This is a genomic window from Streptomyces aidingensis (assembly GCF_900112355.1).
Taxonomy (GTDB): Bacteria; Actinomycetota; Actinomycetes; order Streptomycetales; family Streptomycetaceae; genus Streptomyces; species Streptomyces aidingensis.
Map to the genome: position 1 here is coordinate 55,470 of NZ_FOLM01000010.1, position 23,784 is coordinate 79,253.

Consider the following 23,784-nt stretch of genomic DNA (forward strand, 5'->3'; position numbering starts at 1 on the left):
GAGTGGCTATGGCCGGGTTCGGTCCCCCGCCGTCGGAGAACAAGCGGCGGCGGAACGCGGACACCTTCGAAGGCTTCGAGACCACCGTCCCCACCGACAGCGGCGAGGAACTGCGCGGCCCCGAGCTGCCGCACGCGGCGCTGTACGGGCCGCAGACCATCGCCTGGTACGACACCTGGCGCCGCTCCCCCCAGTCCGCGGCGTTCCTGCCCACGGACTGGCAGCGGCTGCTCATGCTCGCCCCGCTGGTGGACGCCTACTTCCTCGAACCCAGCACGAAGCTGCTGGCGGAGATCCGGCTGAACGAGGGCCTCCTCGGGGCGACGCACACCGACCGGCTGCGGGCCCGTATCAAGGTGGAGGCGCCGAAGCCGAAACCCGCGGCCCCGCCGGCCGGGGTCGCTGACCTGACGTCGCGCCGTCGTCGGCTGACCGATGCCTCGTGAGCTGGTCCGGCACCCGGACCACTCGCGGCGCCGGTCGCTGGGGGTGGCGCTGGCGTTCATCGAGTGGTTCTGCGTGCACGGCCCCGGTGATGTGCAGGGCGTGCCGCTGCACCCGCGGCACGGCGGGGAGTGCCTTCCGCTGGACGACGAGTTCGCCGGGCTGATCCTGGACTGCTACGCGCTGGACGAGACAGGGCGCCGGCTGTACGACACGGTGGCGATTTCCCGGGCGAAGGGCCGCGCGAAGTCGGAGCTGGCCGGGTTCGTGTCGCTGGCGGAGGCGTTCGGCCCGGTGCGGTTCTGCGGGTGGGCCGAGGGCGGCGAGCAGTACGAGTGGCGGGACTTTGTCTACGAGTACGAGCCCGGGGAGCCGATGGGGCGGCCGGTGACGTATCCGTTCATCCGGTGCCTGGCCACGGAGGAGTCGCAGAGCGGGAACACCTACGACAACATCCTGTTCAACCTGGAGCACGGCCCTCTGGCGGAGGATCTGCCGTCGGGCACGGCCGGCGTGACGCGGATCTTCCTCCCCGGCGGCGGGGAGGTGCGCCCCTCGACGGCGGCTGCGGCCTCGCGGGACGGCGGGAAGGAGACCCTCGCGGTCTTCGACGAGCCGCACCTGTACACCCAGCCGGAGCTGCGGCAGATGTACCGCACGGTGGACCGGAACCTGCGCAAGCGGAAGGCTGCGGAGCCGTGGGCGCTGCTCACCTCGACGATGTACCAGCCGGGCGAGAACAGTGTGCTGGAGAAGTTGCATGAGCGGGCGAAGCTGATCGCTGAGGGCAAGACCCGCGGCCGGCGGCTGATGCTGGACCACCGCGAGGCGCCGGCGGATGTGGACCTGACCGACCGGGAGCAGATGCGGGCCGCGCTGCGGGAGGTGTACGGGCCGTTCGCAGGCGCGCTGGACCTGGACGGGATCATCGAGTCGGAGTTCTGGAACATCGAGAAGGACCCCGAGGAGTCCCGGCGGTACTTCTTCAACCAGCCCACCGCCGCGAGGGATGCGTGGACGACGCACCCGGCGTGGGCGGCGTGCACGGACGTGGAGCTGGTGGTGGCGGACGGCGCGCCGATGGTGATGTTCTTCGACGGCTCGAAGTCTGATGACGCCACGGGCCTGGTCGGGTGCGATGTGGAGACCGGGCACGTCATGACGCTGGCGTGCTGGGAGAAGCCACGCGGCCAGGACGGCGAGGGCTGGGAGGTGGACCGGACGGATGTGGACCGGGTCGTGCGGCAGGTCTTCGCCGAGCGGAACGTGGTCGCCTTCTTCGGCGATGTGAAGGAGTTCGAGTCCTACATCGACACCTGGGGCCAGGACTTCGGCGAACGTCTGCTGATCCACGCCACGGCCGGCCGCTACGCGCACCCGGTGGCGTGGGACATGCGGGGCCGGGTGCGGGAGTTCACGGCGGCGTGCGAGCGGATGGAAGTGGACATCCGGGAGCGGGACGTCACTCACGACGGGGACAGCCGGTTGCAGCGGCATGTGCTGAACGCCCGCAGGCGGCCGAACCGGTACGGGGTGAGCGTCGCGAAGGAGTCCCGGGACTCCCCGCACAAGATCGACCTGGCGGTGTGCGCGATCGGAGCGCGGATGGCGCGGCGGATGCTGCTCGCCTCGCCGGAATGGGCCAAGCATCAGGCGGCGCAGACGAAGAAGCGCCGGGGTGAGCGGGGCACGAGGGCATTCGGCTGGAGGTGACCCGTGCTGCTGGAGACGAAGAAGGAGGTTGAGGAGGCCGCGGGCCGTCTGACCGAGGCGCATCAGGCGGAGAAGCGGCGCCTGGACCCGATCCACGCGGCGGTGCGGGGCGAGGACAACGCGCTGTACGTGCCGCAGAAGGCGACCGAGGAGTACAGGCGGATTGTTGAGCAGTCCCGGTTCAATGTGCTGCCGCTGGTGATCACGCAGCTTGCGCAGGCGCTGTTCGTGGACGGCTACCTCACCGGGGACGGGAAGCGGTCGCCGGTGTGGGAGGCGGTGTGGCAGCCGAACCGGATGGACGCCAGGCAGGGCGGCCTGTACCGGTCGGCGATCGAGTACGGGGCGTCGTATGCGCTGGGCCTGCCCGGGGACCCGGTGCCGGTGATCACGCCGCTGTCGCCGCGGCGGTGCACCGCGCTGTACGAGGACCCGGTCAATGACGAGTGGCCGGAGCTGGCGCTGGTTTTCGGGCCGAAGGTCAAGGTCGGGGAGGGGTGGGCGCGCAAGGCGCGTCTGTTTGACGAGCAGCAGGCGCACCCGATGCTGGTGGGCGAGTCGGGAGCGCGGCCGGCGCCGGGTGAGAAGCCGAAGAAGCACGGGCTGGGTGTGGTGCCGCTGGTGCGGTATCTGGACAGCCTGGAGGACTTGGACGACGGGCCGTGCGGCAAGGTGGAGCCGCTGGTCCCGGTGCAGCGGCAGCTCAACCAGACGACGTACTCCCTGTTGATGGCGCAGCACTACGGGGCGTTCCGGCAGCGGTGGGTCACGGGGATGCTGGTGCAGGAGGACGCCGACGGCAATCCGCGTGAGCCGTTCGATGTGGGCGTGGACCGGATGCTGCACGCGGAGGAGGCGACGGCGAAGTTCGGCGACTTCGCCGAGACCAGCCTGGACGGCTACCTGAAGTCGCGTGAGGCGGCGCTGCTGTTCATCGCCTCGGTGGCGCAGATCCCCCCGCACAACCTGATCATCGGATCCGGCATCTCCAACATCTCGGCGGAGGCGCTGGCCGCCCTGGAGGCAGGCCACCGTCAGGATGTGGCTGAGCACCAGCAGTCGTTCGGCGAGTCGACCGAGCAGCTGATGCGGCTGTGCGGGCGGGCGATGGGCGATGAGGCGGCGTGGAAGGACACCTCCGGGCAGGTGATCTGGCGCGACACGACGCCGAGGTCGCTGGCGCAGGTCGCGGACGCCTGGGGCAAGGTGGCGCAGATGCTAGGTGTGCCGCCGCGGGCGTTGTGGTCGCGTTTGCCGGGGGTGACGCAGCAGGACGTGCGGGCGTGGGAGCGGATGGCGGACGAGCAGGACGCGCTGCTGAACTTGGAGCAGATGTTCCGCGAGGACGCCGAAGGCTCGCCGGCCGGTGAGCCGGAGCCGGAGCCCGCGCCGTCGGCGGCCGGCTGATGCCGTCGCCGGAGGCGCAGGCCCTGACCCGCACCTATCGGCAGCGGGTGCTGGACATTGCGGGGCTGATCGGCCGCAGGCTGCGGACGGTGGCGCTGGCCGCCGACACCGACGACATTGACAGCTGGTGGGACCGGGTGGCGCCGCGGGTGCAGCAGGAGATCCTGACCGGGGCGTCGGCGCTGGCGGTGCTGGCGCGCAGATATCTGGTGGCGCACGCAGAGATCGAGGGCGTCGTGCTGGAGCCGGTGGTGGTGGATCCGCCGGGCCGGCCGCAGATCGCCGCCTCGACGCGGGTGACAGGGCCGGTGGCGTTCAAGACCCACATGTCGGCGACAGGGTCGGCGCCGGGTTCGGTGCGGACGATGGCGTCGCAACTGTCGGGCTCGGGGCAGCGGCTCGCGATGGAGGGCGCCCGGGAGACGGTGATGCGCACCTTCGCCGAGCGCGATGAGATCGCCGGGTGGCGCCGTGTCGCCTCGGGGTCGCCGTGCGCGTTCTGCCTGATGCTGGTGGGCCGCGGGGCGGTGTACTCGAAGAGGACTGCGGATTTCCAGTCGCATGACCGGTGCGCGTGCACGCCGGAGCCGCTGTACCGGCGGGAGGACGAGCCCGCTGAGGTGCGCAGGTTGCAGCGGCAGTGGCGGGAGGCCACGGCCGGGACATCGGGCAACGCGGCGATCGCCGCGTGGCGTGCCTACGTGGCGGACCAGCGGCAGTAGTTGAGACTTCCCCGCCCAGACCGGGGCGGGGTGCGTGGACGGCCAGCGCACAAGTGGCCGGTGCGGTGTGGACGGCCAGCGCCATGAAGTGGCCGGGAGTCAGGAGAAACGGAACGGATGAGTACACCCACCGAGACGCCGCCTGCGCCGGAAGGGCAGCAGGGCGGCGGCAGCCCGCCGGAGCCTGCGCCGCAGCCGGAGCCTCCGAAGCCGGGGCCGCCTCCGGGGCAGACGTACACACAGGCCGACCTGGACCGGATCGTGCGGGAGCGCCTGGCCCGGGAGCAGAAGAAGGCATCCGACCGGTACGGCGACTACGACGACCTGAAGGCCAAGGCGGCCCGGCTGGCCGAGCTGGAAGAGGCCCAGCAGTCCGAGCAGGAGAAGCTCGCCAAGCGCCTGGAGAAGGCAGAGAAGGACCGGAAGGCCGCCGAGGAACGCATCGCGCAGATGGAGATCGAGGCGCTGCGTTCCCGGATCGCGGCGGAGAAGGGCCTGACTCCGATACAGGCTGCGCGGCTGCGCGGCACCACGGAGGAGGAGATCACCGCGGACGCGGACGATCTCCTCGCCGCTTTCAAGCCGCCGGAGCCTCCCGCTTCGGCGCCACAGGGCCGGCCGCTGGAGTCGCTTTCTCCGGGGTCGATCCCGGCGGCCGGTGACACGCCGACCGACATGAACGAGTGGATGCGCGCCAGGTCCCGCAATGGGTAGCCGCGGCCGCAGCCACACCTACCTGTAGTCGGCCGGGCGCTGTCCCGGCCTCCGTCCCATGACCCCGCCACTGAGCGGGGTTTTCGCATGTTTGGAGGTTGGGGCTGTGGCCCTCACCAGTGACTCTGACCTGCTTCCCATCGAATGGGCGCAGGACGTCATCAAGGAGATGAGCAAGTCCTCGGCAGTGCTGGGCCTGTCGCGGCGCCGCACGATGACCACGCGGCAGCAGCGGCTTCCCGCGACCGCAGTGCTGGCCGACGCCTACTGGGTCGGCTCCGGGGACAACGACTTCACCGACCTGAAGCAGCAGACCAACGCCGAGTGGAACGGCGTGAACCTGATCGTGGAGGAGCTCGCCTGCCTGGTCGGCATCCCCCACGCCTACGAGCAGGACAACTCCTTCCCCGTGTGGGAGGAGGTGCGTCCGCAGATCGTGGAGGCGATGGGCAAGCGTCTGGACGCGGCCGCCCTGTTCGGGGTGGGCAAGCCTTCCACTTGGCCGGCGGCGATCCTGCCGTCGATCGTGGCGGCCGGGCAGACGGTGGAGCGCGGCACCGAGGACGACCTGGCGGCGGACATCGCCGAGTCGGCGCGGGTGCTGAAGCAGCAGGGGTTCCGCACCACCGGGTGGGCGGCCGAGCCCGGGTTCCACTGGGAACTGGTGGGGCTGCGGTCGCTGGACGGCGCGCCGATCTACCAGCCGAACCTGTCGGGGCCGATCAATCAGGGCCTGTACGGGCTGCCGCTGGTGGAGGTGGAGAACGGGGCGTGGCTCACCACGACTGACGCCTCGGTGATCCACGGGGACTGGTCCAAGTCGATCGTCGGTATCCGGCAGGACATCACCTTCACTCGGCACGACTCCGGCGTGATCGGCGACTCCTCCGGCAACATCGTGTTCAACGCGATGCAGCAGGACGCGACGATCTGGCGTGCGGTGTTCCGGGTGGCGTGGGCTCGCGCGAACCCGGCGACCCGGACCGGTGACCAGCCGGGCGAGTCCGGTGACAACTCCCCGTCCTCGGAATCCTCGCCGGCGAAGTTCCCGTGGGCGGCCGTGGTGCCGGCCGGCTCGTGACGACGCATCTGGTGGTGGGCGCAGGAGAGGTGGGCACTGCGGTGCACGCGGTGCTGTCCTGCGCCCACGACGCCCTCATCCGAGACATCGAGCCGGTGCCTGTGGGGGCGGAGGTGCTGCACGTGTGCTTCCCCTGGTCGGAGGATTTCGCTGCGCAGGTCAAGGCGTATGCCGACGAGCACGGTGCCGGCCTGGTGGTGGTGCATTCCACCGTGCCGCCCGGGACGTGCGATCCGCACGGGTGGGTGCATTCCCCGGTTCGGGGGCGGCATCCGCACCTGGCGCCGGCCCTGCGCGCGTTCATCAAGCACTTCGGCGGCCACCACGCCGCCGAGGCCGCGCAGGCCTGGGAGGACGCGGGCGTCCGCACCCGCGTGCACACGCTGGCCGCCGACACCGAGGCGGGGAAATTGTGGGAGCTGGTCCAGTTCGGTGTGCAGGTGCGGGTGGAGAAAGCCATCCATGCGTGGTGTGCCGAGAGAGGGCTGGACGCCGATGTGGTGTACCGGCAGATGGCCGAGACCTACAACGACGGCTACGCCGACCTCGGCGAGCACCGGTTTCTGCGGCCGGTGCTGGCCCACATGCCCGGCGATATCGGGGGGCACTGCGTGCGGCCCATGGCCGCGCTGCTCGATCACCCCCTGGCCGAGATGGTGACCCGTGGCCTCGATTCCTGAGGTGCTTCACCGTATCTGGCTGGATGACCCGATGCCGCCGGAGTTCGAGGAGTACGGGCGGCGCTGGGCCGAGCTGCACCCGGGGTGGGAGATCCGGGAGTGGCGCAGCTCGGCCGAGCTTCCGGTGCTGGCCACCCAGGACCTGTTCGACGCCGCGCGCGAGGTGTGTCCGCGGGACTGGAAGCGGTTCCAGGCGGACCTGCTGCGCCTGGAGCTGCTGGACCAGTATGGCGGGGTGTATGTGGACACCGATGTGCAGCCGCTGCGGCCGCTCGGGCCGCTGCTGGCGCAGGTCGGAGACCAGGCGTTCGTGCCGTGGTCGCCGAACCGGGGCGCGGGCGGGCGCAGGCTGCTGACGCAGTGCGTGCTCGGTGCGCCGCCGGGGCACCGGTGGATCCGGGCGTGCATCGCCGGCATCCCCGACGCGGTCAGCCGGTACCGGGGGCGTCCGTTGGCGCAGATGGTCGGCCCGCACCACGTCACCCGCGTGTGGGAGCAGAACCCGCAGGGCGTGACGGTGCTGGACGAGGAGCTGTTCGGGCCGCAGAGCAACCGCGCGCGGGACCGCGGGCAGGCCCCCGACCTGTCGCGGTCCTACGCGTGGCACCGGTGGGCGAACACCCGGGACCGGCGGCGGGGAGGTGTGCGATGACGTCGTATCAGCCTGTGTGGCGCGGCGGGCAGGCCGTCGCCGAAGGGGAGCGGGAGTGCGCGGACCGGTGGGAGCCGATCCGCGAAGTCCTCGCCGCCGTGGAGCAGCCGTTCACGGTGCTGGACCTGGGCGCGGCGCAGGGCTACTTCTCGGCCCGGGCGGCGGAGGAGTTCGGCTGCCGCGTCTCCGCGATCGACTCCGACCGGGCGGTTGCGCAGGCGGCCAGTTCGCTGGTCACGCCGTATGTGCGGCGCGTCGACGCCTCCGGCCTGCGGCACATGGCCCGGCACGATGTGGTGCTGGCGCTGTCGGTGCTGCACCACTTCGGCGACTGGCGTGCGGTGCTGCGGCAGGTGCGTGCCTGCCGGCGCTGGGCGGTGGTGGAGGTGCCGCACCCGGGCGAGCGGTGGCTGCGCTCGGCCGCCGCCCGGCACCAGCTGGCCGCGATTCATGACGCGGTCGCCGCGGTGGCCGAGCGCAGGCTGGGCGAGTTCGAGCGCACCGGCCGGGACGGCTCGCGGCACATGCGGCCGATGTACCTGCTGCGCGGCACCGTCCGCACGGTGGAGGGCGAGGTGTTCGGCGGCTCGGGCACCTGCTCGCGCAAGCTGCGCCCGCACCTCCACGCCGCGGGCCTGGACCGGGAGCTGGGCTACCAGCCGTTCCCGGGCAGCCTGAACCTGCGCTGCAAGGAGCCGCCCGTCCTGGGGGCGCCGGCGGTGAACTGGCCCGGCCGCGTCGGCGGCAAGAGCCGGCCGTACTGGTTCTGGGAGGCGTGGGTCGGGAAGCTCGCGGTCCACGCCATGGACCCGGCCGGCCGCGGACACGGCCCCGACTGCATTGAGGTCGTCGCCCCCGTCCGTCTGCGGGACCGGCTGTCCCTGGCCGACGGCGACACCGTCCGCCTGGACGTCGAGACCACCGAGAAGGGAGCGGACCATGGTTGACCGCTGGTCCCTGTCCCCGGCCGAGCGGGCCGCGCGGCGGGAGCGGGTGCGCCGCCGCGCCGCCGCCCGCGACGCGCGGGTGCCGGAGGGCAAGACCTACACCCTACGCAAGCACCGCAAGTCCTTTCAGATGTGGGCGTGGCCGGGGAAGATCGCGGCCTGCCTGGAAGCCGGGAAGCCGTATGAGCAGCCGCTCCTGGAGCACATCTACGCCGAGGAATTCCGCGGTACCGCGGTCGATGCCGGCGCCAACCTCGGCAACCACAGCCTGTGGTTCGCCGTCATGTGCGGTTTGGACGTGGCGGCGTTCGAGCCGCTGTGGGCGCAGCAGCTGCGGCACAACGTGCAGCTCAACAACCTCGGCGAGCAGATTCGGGTGGAGGCGGTCGCGCTCGGCGATGCGGACGGGGTGGCCGAGCACCAGGGCAAGGGGCGCCTGGAAACCGGCCGCGGCCAGCTGCCGGTGCGGCGCCTGGACGACTACGGCCTGACCGGCGTCTCCCTGATCAAGGCGGATGTGGAGGGCATGGAGCCGGCGGTGCTGCGCGGCGGGGAGGCCACTATCCGCCGCGACCGGCCGGTCATCTTCGCCGAGGCCTGGAACGGCACAGCCCACGAAGCTCTTGGGCAAGTGCTGGAGCCGTGGGGCTATTCGATGACGCGGCGCTTCAAGTCCAGAGGCGTGGCGACCGCGGTGGAGAGGTGGGACGGGTGAGCGTGTCCCTGTCGGTGGCGGTGATGGCCCACCCCAAGCGCCGGCACTTCGTCGCCGAGCTCACCGCGGCGCTGGACGTGGAGGCGCCGGTGGTGTGGGACGAGCGCAACGACCGGTGGGACACCGGCCGCCGCTCCCTCCTCGCCCACGACCCGCAGGCCAGTCACCACCTGGTGGTGCAGGACGATGCGGTCGTCTGCCGCGACCTCGCCGCCGCCGCCGCTCGTGCCGCGGAGGCGGCCGGGGAGCGGCCGGTGGCCCTGTACACGGGGCGGGTGCGGCCCTACCGGGCGCGGGTGGCGCAGGCCATCGAGGGCGCCCGGGCGGCCGGTGCGACGTGGCTGGAGATGGAAGGCCCCTGGTGGGGCGTGGCGCTGGTCATCCCCACAGCCCACATCCCCGACCTGGTCGCATGGGGCGACGGCCGCCCCGACGTGCCGAACTACGACAAGCGCATCGCCCGCTGGTACGGCCACCAGGGCATTGCCTGCTGGTACAGCATTCCGTCCCTGGTGGACCACCGCAGCGTGGCCGAGAACCCCTCCCTGGTGCCCGGGCGCACCGGGGACCGGCACGCCCACTGCTTCATCGGGCACGGCTCCTCGGGCCTGGACGTCGAGTGGTCCACCTGGGCCTTCCGGGCCGCTCAGGAGGAGCGTGACCTGCGGCGGCAGGTGCGGGAAGCACGCCGGGACCAGAAGATCCAGGCGCGGCGGCTGCGGCTTGAGGCCCGCGCGGCGCGCGCGGCCCGGCCGAGGGTGGTGAGCGCGGATGCCGGCGCTGGCAACACAGGCTGACCTGGAGGCCCGGCTGGGCCGGCCGCTGACGGCGGAGGAGCAGGCGCGGGCGGGCGCGCTGCTGGCGGGGGCATCGGCCCGGGTCCGCGCCTATACGCGGCAGGAGTTCGACCTCGTCCATGGCGACGTGGTGGTGCTGCGGCCGGTCGGCACGGTGGTGCGGCTGCCGCAGCGGCCCGTCCTCGCGGTGTCGTCCGTGGTCGCCCTCGGCGGGGCGGAGACGATCCCGGACATCACACTCCCGGGCGGGGCGTGGACGTGGGACGGCGCGGACAAGGTCGACATCTGGCCGCCCGATCAGGGGTGGCTGCTGAGCCTGCCCGAGTCGTGGTCCTCCGGGTGGGGCGGTGTGGACTCCTACCGCGTCACCTACGACCACGGCTACGCCACGATACCGGAGCAGGTGGTCGAGGCGGTGTGCGCGATGGTGCTGCGCAGTCTGCTGTCGCCGTCGCTGGCGCCGGGCATGGTGTCCGAGCGGATCGGCAACTACTCCTACCAGATGCAGCAGGGCGGCGGCGCGGCCGGGGCGACGGTGTCCATGACGGAGGACGACCGGGATCTGCTGCGGGACTTCCGGGTGCGCGCCACGACGATCCAGACCAGGGCGCGGTGACGCGTGAGTACCGCGATCCCCGCGGGCCTGATGCCGCAGACCCTGACGCAGGTCCGCCCGGTGGAAATCACCGACGGGTACGGGTCGCAGGAGTGGGACTACGGGCCGGACGCGACCCGCACCGAGATCACCGGGTGGCTGCAGCAGGACCAGCGGCAGGCTGTGACCGGCGGCATTACCGAGGGCCGGGACCCGCAGCGCGAGAAGTGGCTGCTGATCACCAATCATACGGATGTGCGGGCACTGGACCGCTACGAGTGGAGCGGGCCGGCGGGCGCGGTGGTGTTCGAGACCGACGGGCCGCCGGCGCCGGTGTTCACCCCGCGGGGCTTCCACCACAGCGAGGTCGCCCTGCGGATCCTCACCGGCTGACGACGCAAGAGGAGGCAGGCTATGAGCGGTGTGCGGTTTCGTCTGAACGGGCGCGGGGTGCGGGAGCTGCTGCGCTCCGAGGGTGTGCGGCAGGATCTGGAGCGGCGTGCGGAGGCGGTGGCGCAGCAGGTCCGCGGCCGTGCGCCGGGGGTGCTTTCGGCCCATCCGGGCGGGATCGCCGCGGACTCCTACACCGGCCGCGGGAGGGCGGGCGCCACGGTGATCGGTGTGCCGCTGGATTACGAGGAGGAGCACCGGCCGCTGGGCGGCGCGATCGACGCGGCGAGGGACTGACCATGGACACCCCGGAGCTGCGTGTGCCCGGGCACATCGAGGTCGTCGGTCAGGGGCGGCAGGCGGTGCTTCGGGTCGACGGCGAGGACTTCCCCTACGTCGTGGCGGACGGCACGGTGACGGTGCGGGTGGCGCCCGGCGAGATGCCGTCGGTGACGCTGACACTCCTGGCGGACCGGGTGACCGTGGATGACCGGCTGCCCTGGGCCGTGGAGGAGTGATGGCGTGGCCCGACGCGACCGGTCTGGTCATCGCCTACCTCGGCCCGGTCGTCGCCCCCGTGGCGGTGGCGGCCAGGGTGCCGCAGCAGTCCGCGCCGCGCGAACCGCTGGTGCAGGTCCGGCGCGCCGGCGGCCCGGCGCTGCCCCCAGTGCGGGACCGGGCCCGGCTGGACATCTGGACGTGGCAGACCACCGACGACCTTGCGATGGACCTGGCCCTCCAGGTGCGGGCAGCGGTGTGGGCGTTGTCCGGCACCACGCTCCTGGGCGGCGTGACCTGCTACCGGGTGGGTGAGTTCCTCGGCCCGCGGCACGCTGATGACCCGGAGTCGACCACGCCGCGGGTGTGGGCGACCTACGAGCTTGACCTGCGGGCGGACCAGGTGATCCAGCCCGCCCCCACGATCTGGCCCTGACCGGCTGACGCTTCATTCCCCCCGGCCGCACCCGGGGCGACCAGAGAACTGACTGATCGCCCATGGAGGTGCATCACCATGACGCTCGACGCCACCCAGGTGAGGGTGGGAATCACCGGGGAGGTCTACCGGGCGCCTGCCGGAACCGCCGCCCCGACCGGCCCGACGACGGCCCTGGACGCGGCCTTTGAGGGCCTGGGCTACGTCTCCGAGGACGGGGTGACCGAGGCTCACGACGACTCGGTGGACAACATCGTCGCCTGGCAGGGCGCCACGGTGGTGCGCTCCGCCGTCACCGAGTCCGTGATGACGCTGGCTTTCACCCTCATCCAGACCAACACCGTCACCCTGGAGACTTTCCACCGCGGCTCGACGATGACCGAGCCCACGCCCGGGGTGTTCAAGCTGGAGGTCAAGCCGCCGACCGCCGACCCGGGTGTGTGGGTGCTGGATGTGATCGACGGCGACAAGCACGAGCGGATCTACCTCGGCAACGCGGAGATCACCGAGCGCGGCGAGCTGATGTACGCCAACGGGGAGCCGATCGGCTATCCCATCACCATCACCGCCTACCCCGACACGGACGGCAACCTCGCGGTGAAGTGGTCGGACGACCCTGCGTGGGGCGAGTCTCTCGGCTCCTGACCACACGCATCTGCCGTATCCACAGACCTGCCCGGGGCCGGGTGTGCGGACCCGCCCCGGGCAGCCCCCTCACCTCCGCACACCCATCCGCACACCAGCAAGGGAGCACGTCATGGGCTACGACGCCGATGCGGCAGCCGCGCGAATCGCGGCCCGCGGGGACTTCACGTTCACCTGGAAGGGCACCGAGCACGCGGTGCCGCCGATCACCGCGCTGCCCATCGGGGCCGCGAAAGCTTTCGTCGCGTCCCTTCCCGAGGGAGACGACGACGCGGCGGCGATCGCCTCCTTCGACCGGCTGCCCGACCTCTGGCCCGAGGACGCCTACCAGGCGCTGATGGAGACCCCGGGGGAGGTCAGCATCGAGATCGTCAAAGCGTGGGTCAACCACCGGCCCGAAGAGGCGGCCGGAGGTGACCCGGGAAAATCCGGCTCGCGCTCGCCGTCGCGCTCGACCCGGCCCGCTGGCACGCAGCGGAAGCGGACCTCGCGCTCCGCGGCATAGACGCCGAGCGGCTGCCGGTCACGCAATGGGCCGCGTGCGTGCGGGGCCTGCTGGCCGACCCCACCAGCCTGCTGGCCAAGGCGTGCGGAGCCGACGGCTACACCCTGGACCAGCACCTGCTGATGCTGATCCTCGATGCGCTGCGGACCGCTAACTGGATGCGGTCCCGGGACGGGCAGAAAGGGCGGAACCGGCCCAAGCCCGTGTCCCCGCTGGCCCGCAAGAAGGGGCGCCGGATCGGCCGCACCACCCGCTCCCCGCAGCAGGTCGCCGCCTACCTCGCCTCGATCGGGCCGCCTCGTAAGTCCGTCACCTGACTGGCCCTCGCTGGCTGGCCTCCGAGCAGGCAGGGGGTGAGGCCGGGTGGCTACCGAGGTCGGCACCGCTTTCGTCCGTATCATCCCCACCGCCCGCGGTATCGGCCGTGAGATCCAGTCCGTGCTCAACCGGGAGGTCTCCGGAGCCGGGCGTGAAGCCGGCCGGGAGATCAGCCAGGAGCTTCAGGAGCAGGTCGCCGACACCGGCACTGGGGCGGGGCGGGAGATCGAGCGGGATCTCCAGCAGGCCGTGGACGGCGCCGGCACCGAGGCCGGGCGGGAGATCGAACGCGAACTGGAGCGGGAGCTCGACGACACCGGCCGCCAGATCGGCGAGGAAGTCGGCCGTGAGGTCGCCGAAGGCGCCGAGGCCGGGGTCCGCCAGATCGAGGGCCCGGCCGGTGACGCCGGAGCGCAGGCCGGACAGGCGGCCGGGTCCAGATTCGGTACCGCGCTGAAGGCCGGCGTGGCCGCCGCGGCGGTGGCCGCGGGCGCGCTGCTGGTGAAGGGCTTCTCCGACTGGCTGGAACAGGGCCGCATCACCTCCCGGCTCCAGGCCCAGCTCGGGGAGACGCCGGAGCAGGCCCAGCGCTACGGCCGGATCGCCGGGCAGCTGTACGCCGAGGCGATCACGGCCGACTTCCAGGGCGCGGCGGACGCCATCCAGGCCACGATGCGGGCCGGTCTGCTGCCTCCGGAGGCCACAGACGCGCAGATCAAGCAGATGTCGACGAGCATCTCGGATCTCGCAACCCTGATGGAGGAGGACGTCGGGCAGACTGCCCGCGCCGTCGGCAAGATGATCCGCACGGGGCTGGCGGAGGACGGCGCGCAGGCCCTGGACATCCTCACCCGCGGCGTGCAGCTGGGCGGCAACGAGGCCGGGGATCTGCTGGATACCTTCTCGGAATACTCCACCCAGTTCCGCTCGATGGGGCTGTCCGGGGAGCAGGCCATGGGGCTGATTGCCCAGGGCCTGAAGGGTGGTGCCCGCGACGCGGATGTGGTCGCGGACACCATCAAAGAGTTCTCCATCGAGGCCGTGGCCGGCGCCGAGCGCGTCGTCGGTGGCTTCGAGTCGCTGGGGCTGAACGCGGACGAGATGGTGGCCAAGCTGGCGGCCGGTGGCCCGGAGGCCGCCGAGGCGCTGGACCTGGTTTTTGACGAGCTGCGCGGCATCGAGGACGAGGCCACCCGCAACGCCATCGCCATTGAGCTTTTCGGCACCAAGGCTGAGGACATGGCGGCCGCGCTGCTATCCATGGACCCCTCCAGCGCGGTCAAGGCGCTGGGTGAAGTCGGCGGCGCTGCTCAGGAGATGGGCGACACTCTGCGGGACAACGCCGCGCACCGGGTGGAGGCTTTCAAGCGGACCCTGGAGCAGGACCTCGTCACCTTTGTCGGCGGCACGCTGATCCCGGTCTTGTCCGATCTCAAGAGCCGGGTTGCCGCCGCGTTCAAGGGCGCCGGGATCGACAAGGCGAGCCTCGCGTCTGGTATCCGAGCGTGGTGGGCGGGCGGCAAGGGGGAGCTCGGGGGTGCGGTCACCGAGCTGAAAAGCATGGTCGCCACCGCGACGCAGGCCATCCGTGACATCTGGGCCCAGTGGGGCGGCGAGATCACCGCCGCGTACCGCGAGCACTGGTCCAGCCTGGTGCAGATCCTCAAGGGAGCCTTCCAGATCATCAAGGGCCTGTTCGATGTCTTCGCAGGGCTGCTGACCGGGGACTGGTCCCGGATGTGGGAGGGCGTGAAGTCCATCGGCAAGGGCGCCTGGAACGCCATCGTCGGCCTCATCCGCAACTCCTGGAACATCCTGCACCGCGTCCTCAAGACCGGGTTCACGATCGCCAAGAACCTCGTGACCTCCGCCTGGCGGTTCATCACGGAGCGGACCGGCGCGGCCTGGCGGTGGGTGAAAGACAAGATCGCCGAGATGATGCGCCGGGGCTACGAAGCCGTCCGGGACAGGGCCCGCGGCATCCGCGACCGCATCGTGGCCATCAAGGACTGGGTCGTCGGCGCGTTCAAGGGCGCCGGGACGTGGCTGCTGTCGGCCGGCCTGAACATCGTGCGCGGCCTGTGGAACGGGATCCAGGCCATGGGCGGATGGCTGAAAAGCCAGGTGGTGGGCTGGGCGAAGTCCGTGCTGCCGGGTCCGATCGAGGATCTGCTGGGCATCTCGTCGCCGTCGAAGTACATGCGGGACCAGATCGGTCGGCAGGTGGCTGCCGGTCTGGCGCTGGGCATCCGGGACGGCCTGGGCGGCATCCGGGACGCGGCCGGAATGGCGGCTGATGCGGCGGTGCCGGGGCTGCCCGCGCACGCCGCGATGACCCCGGCCGGCGCCGGAGCCGCAGCCGCACCCCCGCAGCTCGTGATCCGGCCCGACGGCACGCAGATGTCCCGCCTCCTGGTGCAGATGATCCAGCTCGCGGTGGACACCCAGCTCGGCGGCAACGTCCAGCGCCTCAGCGGCCGAAGGGGGTAGGCGTGCCTGACATTCGTGTGGAGATGGCGTTCGGCGCCGACCCGGGCGCCGACCCGGCGTCCTGGACGTGGACCGATGTGACCTCCACCCCGCGCGGGCATCTGCTCGCGCAGCAGGTCACGATCTCTCTCGGGCGCCCCGATCGGGGCAGCGAGACACAGCCTGCGCAGGCCGCGGTGATGCTGGACAACCCGGAGGGCTGGCTGACCCCCGGCAATCCTGTCTCGCCGTGGTGGCCGGATGTGGTGCTGGGTGTGCCGACCCGGGTGTGGGTGCGCGCCGGGGACACGCATTTGCTGGCGCCCGATACGGCAGGGTCTCGCGCGCGCGTGGCGTCGTCTGCCGCGCTCAATGTCGCCGGTGACCTGGACGTGCGTGTCGAGATGGCGCTCGACCGTCTCCCCGCGCAGGACGCCCAGTTCGCCAATGTGGCCAACGAACTGATGGCCCGGTACAACACTGCGGCCAACGCGCGGATGTGGCGGCTGCTGCTGTCCGGCTTCGGCCGGCCCACGCTCACGTGGTCCACCACTGGGGCAGACTTCACCGAGATCATCGGGCCCGAGGCGGTGCCGTATGTCTCAGGGCAGCGGTTCGCGCTGCGCGCCACCCTGGATGTGGACGACGGCGCCGGAGGCCATGCGGTCGCCTTCTACGTCTCCGGGGCGCTCAGCGGCCCGTGGGTGCCCCTCGGGCGCCCGGTCACCGGGTCAGGTACGACCTCCATCAACACCTCCGGGGCGGCCGACCTGGAGCTGGCGGACCTGTCCACCCAGGGTCTCGCGCGCGGAGCGGGCCGCTGGTACGGAGCCGAGCTGCGCAGCGGCATCGATGGCACGGTGCTGGCGGCGGCGGACTTCACCACCCACGATCCAGGCACCACGTCCTTCACCGACCCGCAGGGCAACCTGTGGGAGATCCAGGGTGACGCCGGCTTCACCGACTACCAGCGCCGTCTCACCGGAGAGGTGGCGGAGATCGCGCCGTCGTGGCCGTATGGCGACCTGTCCGACCCCGACGACCCGGAGGGCACCCCCGGCGAGGCACGGGTCGCGGTCACGGTAGCCGGGGTCCTGCGCCGCCTCAGCTCCGGCCAGCCGCCGCTCCAGAGCACGCTGCGCCGCCGCATCCCCTCGGCCGACCCGGCGCCCCTGGCGTACTGGCCCATGGAGGACGGCCGCGACACGGGGGGCGAGGCTGCGTCCGCACTGCCCGACGGTGCTCCGCTGTCGCTGACGGGCGTGTCCTGGGCGGCCGATGACACCCTCGGCGGGTCCGCCGCGCTGCCCACCATGGGCAGCACGACCCGGCTGTACGGCACCGTCCAGGGCGCAGCGGCCGGGGGCTGGCAAGCCGAAATGGTGTACCGGCTGGAGGCGCTGCCGGCCACCGAACAGACCATGCTGCGGCTGTACCTGGAGTCCGCGTCCGGCGGCGTGCAGGCGGTGCGGGTGCGCTGCTCCACTGCCGGCATCAGGGTGCAGGCCCTCGGCGAAGACGATGCGGTCGTGGCCCAGTTTCTGTTCACCGACGCCGACGCGCTGGCGGATTTCGCCGGCACCTGGAACCGGCTGGCGCTCTTCTCCTACCAGGCAGGCACCGACTGCTATGTGCGGGCAGCCTGGCGGGACATCTCCGCCGGCTCCTACTGGTACGCCGGCACCATCTGGGCGGGCACCACGGTCGGGAGCGTCCGCGCGGTGCGCGGCGCATGGGGCAGCGATTTCCAGGGCGCCGCCATCGGGCACCTGGCTGTATGGGCCGTCGGCGGCACCAGCTCGACTGCCCCGGGCGTCACCATCTACAACGGCGCGGACGACGGCTACGCGGGCGAGACCGCGCTGGCCCGGATGCGGCGCCTGGCACAGGAAGAGGGCTTCCCTCTCAGCGTGCCGGGCGACTCGTCGCTGTCGGCCCGGATGGGCCCGCAGCGCGTGGCCACCCTGCTGGACCTGCTCCAGGAGTGCGCCGACGCCGACGGCGGCATCCTGACCGAGCGCCGCACCGTAGCGGGCTTGCAGTACCTGCCGCGCCACTTGCTGTACAACCGGCCTGCGGCGACCCTGGACGCGCGGGCCACGCTCGACGGGGCACCCGCGAGCGAGATCGCGCAGCCGTTCGAGCCGGTACTGGACGACCAGCGGCGCCGCAACAGCGTCACCGTGACCCGCACCGACGGGGCGAGCGCCCTGGCCCAGGACCCGGCCGACATCGCCCAGTCCGGCCTCCGGTCCGGAGGCCGTGAGCTCAACGTGGCCTCCGACAATGTCCTGCCCGACATAGCCGCCTGGGAGGTGCACCTGGGGACCTGGCCCGGGATGCGCTACCCCGACATCACCACCGACCTGGTCGTGGCGCCTCAGCGCGCCGAGGACTGGCTCAGCGCCGCTCCCGGTACCCGCGTGCAGGTCACGGGCCTGCCGCCCCAGCACCCCCCGGGGGGCGCCGATCTGCTGATGGAGTACATCAGCGAGACGATCACCCCCACCCGGTGGTCCGCCACCGCGGCCTGCTCCCCGGCCGGCCCCTGGACGGTCGGCACGCTGGCGGGCGATGATCCGGCGCCTTCCGACCCGCCGCACCACCTGGATGCCGAGGATTCGGTGCTGGCGGTGCCCGCGACGGCCACGGACGGCACGCTGTGGGTGGACCCGCAGACCGATCCGGACTGGGTGGTCACCGGCAGCTCGGAGTCCGACCCGGCGGATGTGCCGGTGGACATCTCGCTCGGCGGCGAGGTGGTGACGGTCACGAACATCGGGGAGCGGCGGGACACGGTGCTGCCCGCCGCGGCCGGGGGCGGGGACGCAGACGCGGCTGCAGCCACCGGCCATGTGGCGCCGGACGTGACCGCGGCGGCGGCCGGGCTGCTGGTCTGCTGCTGGGCCAGCTACTTCGAGCCGGGCACCTACACCATCCCCGTCAGCATGACCGAGGTCTCGCAGGGAGCCGGGTCCTTTTCGGCGGCGGCCTTGGCCACCGAGGCACTGGCCGGGGCCGGCGCGACCGGCACCCGCACCGCCGTGCTCGACATCGCCGACGCGTGGTCCGCGGTCTCCCTGGCGCTGCCGGGCGCCGTCACGGTGGAGGAGGCGCTGACCGGCTACGCCGCGGGCGACGACGTGCAGCTGACCACCGCCGCAGGCACCGCGGCCGGCTGGTGGCTCCTGGCGGTGCAGGCCGTGGACGAGGACGCGGCCGGGGAGATGGCCCCGCCGTCCGGCACCGGCTGGACCCTGGCCGCCGAGTCGGGCGGCGCGACCGGCGCCACCTCCCGTATCCGGGCGTGGATGCGGCGGGTGGAGACCGCGGGCGCCCAGGAGGTCACCGTCACCGGCGGCTCCGGCATCACCGACTCCCGGGTGTGGCTGCTGACCCTGTCCGGCACCGACGGCGCACTGGTCGGCACCGGCCAGCCGTTCGCCGCGTCCCGCTCTGTCAACGGCATCAGCAAGAGCCACGCGGCCGGGACAGATGTGCGGCTCGCCCGCCCGATGATCGTGGCCCTGTAGGAGGCACAGATGACGACACCGCCGGGCCCGGCACGCCCGGGCATGGCCCTGACCGCCGGCCGCGTCAACCAGTGGCTGCTGCCGGGCACCGTGCTGTTCGAGGCGGGCCGGGAGCTCGCGCAGTCCATCACGACCGGCGCGACGCCCTCATCCGCCAACGCCCTGTCCTGGGACGATGTGGAGCTCGACCCGCTGGAGGGGTGGGACGCGGGCGCGCCAACGCGCTACACCTGCCAGATTGCCGGCCGCTACCGCCTGGAAGGCCGCGTGTCCTTCGTGGCATCGACCAGCGGCACCGTGCGGGCGGGCGGATGGTTCGTCAACGGCTCCCTGGTGGCGCAGTCCCGGGACGCGATCACCCCCACGAGCCAGATTCACACCGTGGCGGCGGCTGTGACGCCGGTACTGCTGGCGGTCGGGGACTACGTCGAGCTGGCGGCCGGCCAGAACAGCGGCGGGAATCTGGACACCGGCCCCGGCTCCACGCGCCCTCAGATCGTCATCACCTACACCGGCCAGCCATAAGGGAGGACCCGTGGCCGCAGTCACCCAGCGGTACAGCTCTATCCAGTACGACGGCACCAACGGCGCGCACATCGTCACCGAGTGGCTGGAGTACGCCGACCTGATCTCGGACGACGGTCAGATGCTGCGGTTCCGCAGCAATGACCAGGATCACGCCGTGCCGGTCGGGCACTGGCTGATCCGCACGCCGCGGCCCCGTTTTTTCCACGAGTCCATGGATGCGGCCGACTACGCCCGGTACTGGGTTGAGGTCGGATCCGAACCGGCCTGATTGCCGTCCTTGGCCGACGCCCCGCCCCTGTGCGGGGTGTGGCCAGAAAGGAGGTGTGCCGTGGCTTGGTATCCGGGCGCGATCAAGATGGAGCTCCAGCCCGAGTCGGACGCCCAGCCGGCGATCCGGCCGACGCAGTTCATCGTGCACAGCATCGTGGCGCCGTGGACTCCGGAGCGGACCTACGAGCACTGGAAGAACTCCACGAATCTGGAGTCCCACTTCGGTCTCGGTTACGACGGCCGGATGGGCCAGTACATCGGCACCGAGACGAGGGCCGACGCCAATGCGGCGGCCAACCGGCGGCCGGACGGGACGGGCGCAGTCTCCATTGAGACCGCCTCCAACACCTCCGCGACGGACCCGTGGACGCCGGAGCAGGTCGAGGCGCTGGTGCGCCTCGGGGTGTGGCTGCACCGCACCCACGGCATCCCGCTGCGCGTCTGCCGCAGCCATTCGGACCCGGGCTACGGCTACCACTCGCTTCACCGCGAATGGTCCACGAGCGGGACGGCGTGCCCGGGGCGGCCGCGCATCGCGCAGTTCCGGGACGAGGTGTTCCCGGCCATCGTGGCCCGCGCCTCTGGGGCGTCGGCCACGCCGAGCAAGGAGGACGACATGCCGAGTGCCGAAGAAGTGGCCGCGGAGGTGTGGCGGCATCGTCTGCCTCACCCGCGGGCGGACATCACGATCACCGCGGCGACGCTGCTCCGGCAGGCGTGGATCAAGGTGGAGCGGACCGAGGCGCGGATCGTCGCACAGGCGGCCGTGATCGAGCAGCTCGCCGCCGCCCTGGCCGCGCACCACCAGGAGATCGATCCGGACGGCCTGATCGCGCGGATCGAGGCCGCGATCGAGGGCATCACCGTGCGCCTCGACGTACAGGAAGAGAGCTGAACGTGGGAGACAAGGCGGTCGTGGTGCTGGCGCAGGTGGCGGTCTTCGCTATCAGCGTGGCCGGGTACGTGGCGCTGTCCGTGAAGGGTGAGGCGACGGCGGAGTACGTCGCCCTGGTCGGTCCCGTGCTGGGCGCGGCGTTCCTGATGACGCACCTGAAAGGCCAGGACGGGGTGCTGGCGAAAATCGAGGAGAACACCAACGGCGTGCTCACCAAGCGGATCGAGGACGCGGTGCGGGAGGCCCTCAGCGGCCGGGACGGGGGCGATGGTGCCTGAGGCGGTGTGGGGTCCGCTGCTGGCGGCGGTCGGCGCGGCGGTGGTGGTCGGGGCCGGGTTCGAGACGCGGGCCCTGATCTCCCGGCGCACCGGGGACACCCTGAGCGAGTTCATGCGCCCGTGGGCGCGGCGGCACCCGCGGACGTTCATCGCGGCCTGCGCGGCGCTGGTCGCGGTCGGCGCCTGGCTGCCGTTCCACATCCTCGGCGGCGAGTGACCTACCAACGATCTACCAATTGCCGTCCGCTGGCCGAAGCCAGTGTTTCACCCCCTTTCCGAAACAGGAAAACCCCTCATCTCCTCCCGGGCGCCCCCATACTGCGGTGCATGGCTGATGACATTGCCGCGTTCGTCGCGGCCCATCCGGTACGTCCTGGCTTCACCGCCGCGCAGATGATCGACGTGTGGGAGCACGTCGCGGGCATCCATGCCCGCGCTGCTGCTTCCGCGGCCAGCAATGAGGAGACCGAGCAGCACATGGACGCTGCCGCGACCCGGTGGCAGGTGATTGCCGCGACCCGGTGGGTGCAGAGGCACCACGGCACCGCGGCCGCGGACGCCTTCGTGACGTACCTCGGAGACACGTCCAGCGCCCGGGCATCCGCCGCCAGGGCCTAACCCCGCCCTGCGGCACACACGATGCCCCCGCTCGCTGGCTACGGCCGGCGAGCGGGGGCTTCTGTCGTGCCCGAGGTCAGTTCTTGCGGCGGGGGCAGGCCAGGCAGATGCGGGCGCTGACGGTGGGGCGCCTGACCTCTCCTCCCAGGGGCGTGCCGTAGCCTCGGCGGCATGTCTCGACGGCGGCTGCGTCGAGGTAAGGGTCGTGGTCGCACTCGCCCTCCCCTCGCGGGGTGCGCCGCGCGACGGCGAGGGCCTTGTCGAGCATCTCGTCGTCGCCGTCGGTTGGGTCGAGTTCGATCTCGTAGGTCTCCAGGATGTGGCCGCGGGCTACGACGCACGCGTCAGCCACGAGCCCGGCCATGATGTTTCTGCTGGTCATGATGCCACCTTCTCCGTGAGGTTTCCGCGCTGCACGTAGTACGCGCGCATGAAGGCGATCGCTTCGGCGTCGTTCATGCGCTCTTCGACGCCGAGGCCGCTGCCTTCCTGCGCCCCCCGGGCGTAGATCTCTTCCAGGGTCTGTTCGGCGAGTTCGGCGGCGGCGGGGTGGGTCTCGCGCAGGGTCTTGAGGTCCCGCGCGATGGCCGGGGTGGCCTGGGCCACGACGCCGGCGGGGAGGTGGCTCTGCGTCCACCACGGCTCGATGGTCTTCCACGCCTGCCCGCGTCCGCGCAGTTGGTCGTCGATGAAGGACAGGACGCCGGACCAGCAGCCGGTCACGTCGGCCGGGTGGAGGTTCTCCAGTGGGTTGTCGACCGCGCGGGCGAGGATGCGGGAGACGGCCTGCTGGGTGATGCCGGCGGCTTGGGCGAGGCGGACCTGGGTCCAGAGTTCGGGGTCCTCGCGGCGCAGTTGAAGGATCAGGTCGGCGCGGGCGGCCTCGGCGGCGCGGCCTTCGGCGACCTTCCGGTTGAGTTCGGCGAAGCGGTCGGCCTGTGTGGACGGGGTGGGCATGGGTGGTGGGCTCCTTGGTGGTCAGCAGCAGGTGCAGACGCCGCCGTAGCGGCCGGAGGGGCACTCGCAGCGGATGCTGCGGCGGCCCGGGGTGGCGAGGGGCTTGAGGGTGTCAATCCAGTGGCTGGCGCCGGCGGAGGTGAGGAGGTGGGCGTCGTCGGCGGGGTAGTTGGGGGGGAGGCGGTGGCTGTCGGCGGCGCGGCGGGCGAGGCTGCGCAGGTAGTCGAGCTGGCGGGCGGTGGCGGGGCGGCCGTGGCCGTAGCGCTGGGCGAGGTGCTGGCGGGTGGTGTTCTCGCGGGCCATGCGCTGGATGGTGTCGGCCTTGTGGGAGCAGGTGAAGCAGGGGCGGGTGGTGGCGCCGGGCAGTGCGTGCCAGCGCAGCCAGGTGTCGTGGCCGCAGGTGTGGGTGATGCGCCAGGTGGGGGTGTGGGTGCGGCGGGCGAAGTGGCGGCGCTGTTCGATCAGGACGCGGGTGCGGAGGCTGGTGGCGTCGATGTCCCACCGCCCGGCGGTCTTGGTGGCGGCGACGACGCCCGTCCGGCACCAGTTGCGGATGGTCGCGACGGTGCGGCCGGTGGTCTGTGCAGCGGTGGCGGTGTCCATCGGAGTCCCCCTACAACTTCGGCGTACAACTCGATAGTACAACCGCGTTGTGGGGGGTGCAAGTCGCATGCCGAGCTCCTTTCAGAAAGCGAGTCAGCCTCAGAACGGCGCTGGCCCGGACCCCTGCACGTCCAGCCGGCCAGCGCCTTCGTGGTGCTGCCGGGGGACGACGCGCCCTGCCCGGCCGCTGGGCAGCTCCAGGCGCAGCTCTGTCGCGCCGTAGGCGTCGTACAGGTCGGCGTCCGGGCCGAGCAGGTGGCCGAGCCAGCAGGGGAACGGGCCGCCCGGCTCCACCCTGAGCACGGCCGTGACCTCGGTGGGGATGCTGTCGGCGACCAGGGTTGCCGCCCCCTCGTAGCTGTCCACGGCGCCCA

31 protein-coding genes are annotated in these 23,784 nt (G+C 71.9%); 27 read left to right on the plus strand and 4 right to left on the minus strand.

Annotation, left to right across the window (positions count from 1 at the left end; all coding sequences use genetic code 11):
• Window positions 1–8 precede the first annotated feature (8 nt).
• From BM242_RS18235 to BM242_RS18365, 27 genes are all read left to right on the plus strand, one after another.
• The gene (locus tag BM242_RS18235; RefSeq protein ID WP_093839941.1) at window positions 9–446 is read left to right on the plus strand and encodes a phage terminase small subunit; all 438 of its coding nucleotides are present in this window, start codon (window positions 9–11) and stop codon (window positions 444–446) included.
• Window positions 436–2,157: a Terminase gene (locus BM242_RS18240; protein ID WP_217652529.1), complete on the plus strand. Its 1,722-nt coding sequence runs from the start codon at window positions 436–438 to the stop codon at window positions 2,155–2,157. Before BM242_RS18235 ends, BM242_RS18240 begins: the two co-directional genes overlap by 11 nt.
• A gap of 3 nt (window positions 2,158–2,160) precedes the next feature.
• Entirely contained in the window at window positions 2,161–3,564 is a 1,404-nt protein-coding gene (locus BM242_RS18245) for a phage portal protein (RefSeq protein WP_093839942.1), read from the plus strand.
• Window positions 3,564–4,286, plus strand: a complete 723-nt coding sequence (locus BM242_RS18250; protein WP_093839943.1) for a VG15 protein — start codon at window positions 3,564–3,566, stop codon at window positions 4,284–4,286. Before BM242_RS18245 ends, BM242_RS18250 begins: the two co-directional genes overlap by 1 nt.
• 117 nt (window positions 4,287–4,403) lie before the next feature.
• The gene (locus BM242_RS18255) at window positions 4,404–5,000 is read left to right on the plus strand and encodes a capsid assembly scaffolding protein Gp46 family protein (protein ID WP_093839944.1); all 597 of its coding nucleotides are present in this window, start codon (window positions 4,404–4,406) and stop codon (window positions 4,998–5,000) included.
• 106 nt (window positions 5,001–5,106) lie between these two features.
• Entirely contained in the window at window positions 5,107–6,081 is a 975-nt protein-coding gene (locus tag BM242_RS18260; protein WP_175541477.1) for a phage major capsid protein, read from the plus strand.
• Window positions 6,078–6,761 carry a hypothetical protein gene (locus BM242_RS18265; RefSeq protein ID WP_139238362.1) on the plus strand — a complete coding sequence of 228 codons (684 nt, stop codon included), beginning with the start codon at window positions 6,078–6,080 and terminating at the stop codon, window positions 6,759–6,761. The genes BM242_RS18260 and BM242_RS18265 overlap by 4 nt, the downstream gene beginning before the upstream one ends.
• Window position 6,762: 1 nt before the next feature.
• Window positions 6,763–7,413, plus strand: a complete 651-nt coding sequence (locus BM242_RS18270; RefSeq protein WP_093839947.1) for a glycosyltransferase family 32 protein — start codon at window positions 6,763–6,765, stop codon at window positions 7,411–7,413.
• A complete protein-coding gene (locus BM242_RS18275; RefSeq protein WP_093839948.1) occupies window positions 7,410–8,360 on the plus strand; it encodes a DUF120 domain-containing protein in 951 nt (316 codons plus the stop codon). The genes BM242_RS18270 and BM242_RS18275 overlap by 4 nt, the downstream gene beginning before the upstream one ends.
• The gene (locus tag BM242_RS18280) at window positions 8,353–9,075 is read left to right on the plus strand and encodes an FkbM family methyltransferase (protein WP_093839949.1); all 723 of its coding nucleotides are present in this window, start codon (window positions 8,353–8,355) and stop codon (window positions 9,073–9,075) included. Before BM242_RS18275 ends, BM242_RS18280 begins: the two co-directional genes overlap by 8 nt.
• Window positions 9,072–9,872, plus strand: coding sequence for a hypothetical protein (locus tag BM242_RS18285; protein WP_139238363.1), 801 nt, complete (start codon window positions 9,072–9,074; stop codon window positions 9,870–9,872). Before BM242_RS18280 ends, BM242_RS18285 begins: the two co-directional genes overlap by 4 nt.
• The gene (locus BM242_RS18290) at window positions 9,847–10,488 is read left to right on the plus strand and encodes a head-tail connector protein (RefSeq protein WP_093839951.1); all 642 of its coding nucleotides are present in this window, start codon (window positions 9,847–9,849) and stop codon (window positions 10,486–10,488) included. The genes BM242_RS18285 and BM242_RS18290 overlap by 26 nt, the downstream gene beginning before the upstream one ends.
• Window positions 10,489–10,491: 3 nt before the next feature.
• Window positions 10,492–10,860, plus strand: a complete 369-nt coding sequence (locus tag BM242_RS18295) for a hypothetical protein (RefSeq protein ID WP_139238364.1) — start codon at window positions 10,492–10,494, stop codon at window positions 10,858–10,860.
• A gap of 21 nt (window positions 10,861–10,881) precedes the next feature.
• The gene (locus tag BM242_RS18300; protein ID WP_093839953.1) at window positions 10,882–11,154 is read left to right on the plus strand and encodes a hypothetical protein; all 273 of its coding nucleotides are present in this window, start codon (window positions 10,882–10,884) and stop codon (window positions 11,152–11,154) included.
• A gap of 2 nt (window positions 11,155–11,156) precedes the next feature.
• Window positions 11,157–11,375, plus strand: coding sequence for a hypothetical protein (locus tag BM242_RS18305; RefSeq protein WP_093839954.1), 219 nt, complete (start codon window positions 11,157–11,159; stop codon window positions 11,373–11,375).
• Window positions 11,375–11,791 (plus strand): hypothetical protein, encoded by a 417-nt coding sequence (locus BM242_RS18310; protein ID WP_093839955.1) that lies wholly within the window; start codon window positions 11,375–11,377, stop codon window positions 11,789–11,791. The genes BM242_RS18305 and BM242_RS18310 overlap by 1 nt, the downstream gene beginning before the upstream one ends.
• 78 nt (window positions 11,792–11,869) lie before the next feature.
• Window positions 11,870–12,436: a phage tail tube protein gene (locus BM242_RS18315; protein WP_093839956.1), complete on the plus strand. Its 567-nt coding sequence runs from the start codon at window positions 11,870–11,872 to the stop codon at window positions 12,434–12,436.
• A 112-nt stretch (window positions 12,437–12,548) separates the two neighbouring features.
• The gene (locus BM242_RS18320; protein ID WP_093839957.1) at window positions 12,549–12,941 is read left to right on the plus strand and encodes a hypothetical protein; all 393 of its coding nucleotides are present in this window, start codon (window positions 12,549–12,551) and stop codon (window positions 12,939–12,941) included.
• A 38-nt stretch (window positions 12,942–12,979) separates the two neighbouring features.
• The gene (locus BM242_RS18325) at window positions 12,980–13,258 is read left to right on the plus strand and encodes a DUF5361 domain-containing protein (protein WP_093839958.1); all 279 of its coding nucleotides are present in this window, start codon (window positions 12,980–12,982) and stop codon (window positions 13,256–13,258) included.
• Window positions 13,259–13,304: 46 nt separating this feature from the next.
• On the plus strand, window positions 13,305–15,749 hold the full coding sequence (locus BM242_RS18330) for a phage tail tape measure protein (protein ID WP_093839959.1): 2,445 nt from the start codon (window positions 13,305–13,307) through the stop codon (window positions 15,747–15,749).
• A gap of 2 nt (window positions 15,750–15,751) precedes the next feature.
• Window positions 15,752–19,261, plus strand: coding sequence for a hypothetical protein (locus BM242_RS18335; RefSeq protein ID WP_139238365.1), 3,510 nt, complete (start codon window positions 15,752–15,754; stop codon window positions 19,259–19,261).
• Window positions 19,262–19,270: 9 nt separating this feature from the next.
• A complete protein-coding gene (locus BM242_RS18340) occupies window positions 19,271–19,786 on the plus strand; it encodes a hypothetical protein (protein WP_139238366.1) in 516 nt (171 codons plus the stop codon).
• 10 nt (window positions 19,787–19,796) lie between these two features.
• Window positions 19,797–20,057 (plus strand): hypothetical protein, encoded by a 261-nt coding sequence (locus BM242_RS18345; protein ID WP_093839962.1) that lies wholly within the window; start codon window positions 19,797–19,799, stop codon window positions 20,055–20,057.
• Between the two features lie 60 nt (window positions 20,058–20,117).
• Window positions 20,118–20,954 carry a peptidoglycan recognition protein family protein gene (locus BM242_RS18350; protein ID WP_093839963.1) on the plus strand — a complete coding sequence of 279 codons (837 nt, stop codon included), beginning with the start codon at window positions 20,118–20,120 and terminating at the stop codon, window positions 20,952–20,954.
• 2 nt (window positions 20,955–20,956) lie between these two features.
• Window positions 20,957–21,232: a hypothetical protein gene (locus tag BM242_RS18355; protein WP_093839964.1), complete on the plus strand. Its 276-nt coding sequence runs from the start codon at window positions 20,957–20,959 to the stop codon at window positions 21,230–21,232.
• Window positions 21,222–21,449, plus strand: a complete 228-nt coding sequence (locus tag BM242_RS18360) for a hypothetical protein (RefSeq protein WP_093839965.1) — start codon at window positions 21,222–21,224, stop codon at window positions 21,447–21,449. The genes BM242_RS18355 and BM242_RS18360 overlap by 11 nt, the downstream gene beginning before the upstream one ends.
• Window positions 21,450–21,559: 110 nt before the next feature.
• On the plus strand, window positions 21,560–21,850 hold the full coding sequence (locus BM242_RS18365) for a hypothetical protein (protein WP_093839966.1): 291 nt from the start codon (window positions 21,560–21,562) through the stop codon (window positions 21,848–21,850).
• A 76-nt stretch (window positions 21,851–21,926) separates the two neighbouring features.
• Here the strand turns inward: BM242_RS18365 and BM242_RS18370 are convergent, their stop codons facing one another.
• From BM242_RS18370 to BM242_RS18385, 4 genes are all read right to left on the minus strand, one after another.
• Complete coding sequence (locus BM242_RS18370; protein ID WP_093839967.1) at window positions 21,927–22,232, minus strand: hypothetical protein; 306 nt, start codon at window positions 22,230–22,232, stop codon at window positions 21,927–21,929.
• A complete protein-coding gene (locus BM242_RS18375; RefSeq protein WP_093839968.1) occupies window positions 22,229–22,807 on the minus strand; it encodes a MarR family transcriptional regulator in 579 nt (192 codons plus the stop codon). Before BM242_RS18375 ends, BM242_RS18370 begins: the two co-directional genes overlap by 4 nt.
• A 21-nt stretch (window positions 22,808–22,828) precedes the next feature.
• Window positions 22,829–23,410, minus strand: coding sequence for a hypothetical protein (locus BM242_RS18380; RefSeq protein ID WP_093839969.1), 582 nt, complete (start codon window positions 23,408–23,410; stop codon window positions 22,829–22,831).
• A 99-nt stretch (window positions 23,411–23,509) separates the two neighbouring features.
• The gene (locus tag BM242_RS18385) at window positions 23,510–23,776 is read right to left on the minus strand and encodes a hypothetical protein (protein ID WP_139238367.1); all 267 of its coding nucleotides are present in this window, start codon (window positions 23,774–23,776) and stop codon (window positions 23,510–23,512) included.
• Window positions 23,777–23,784: the final 8 nt, after the last annotated feature.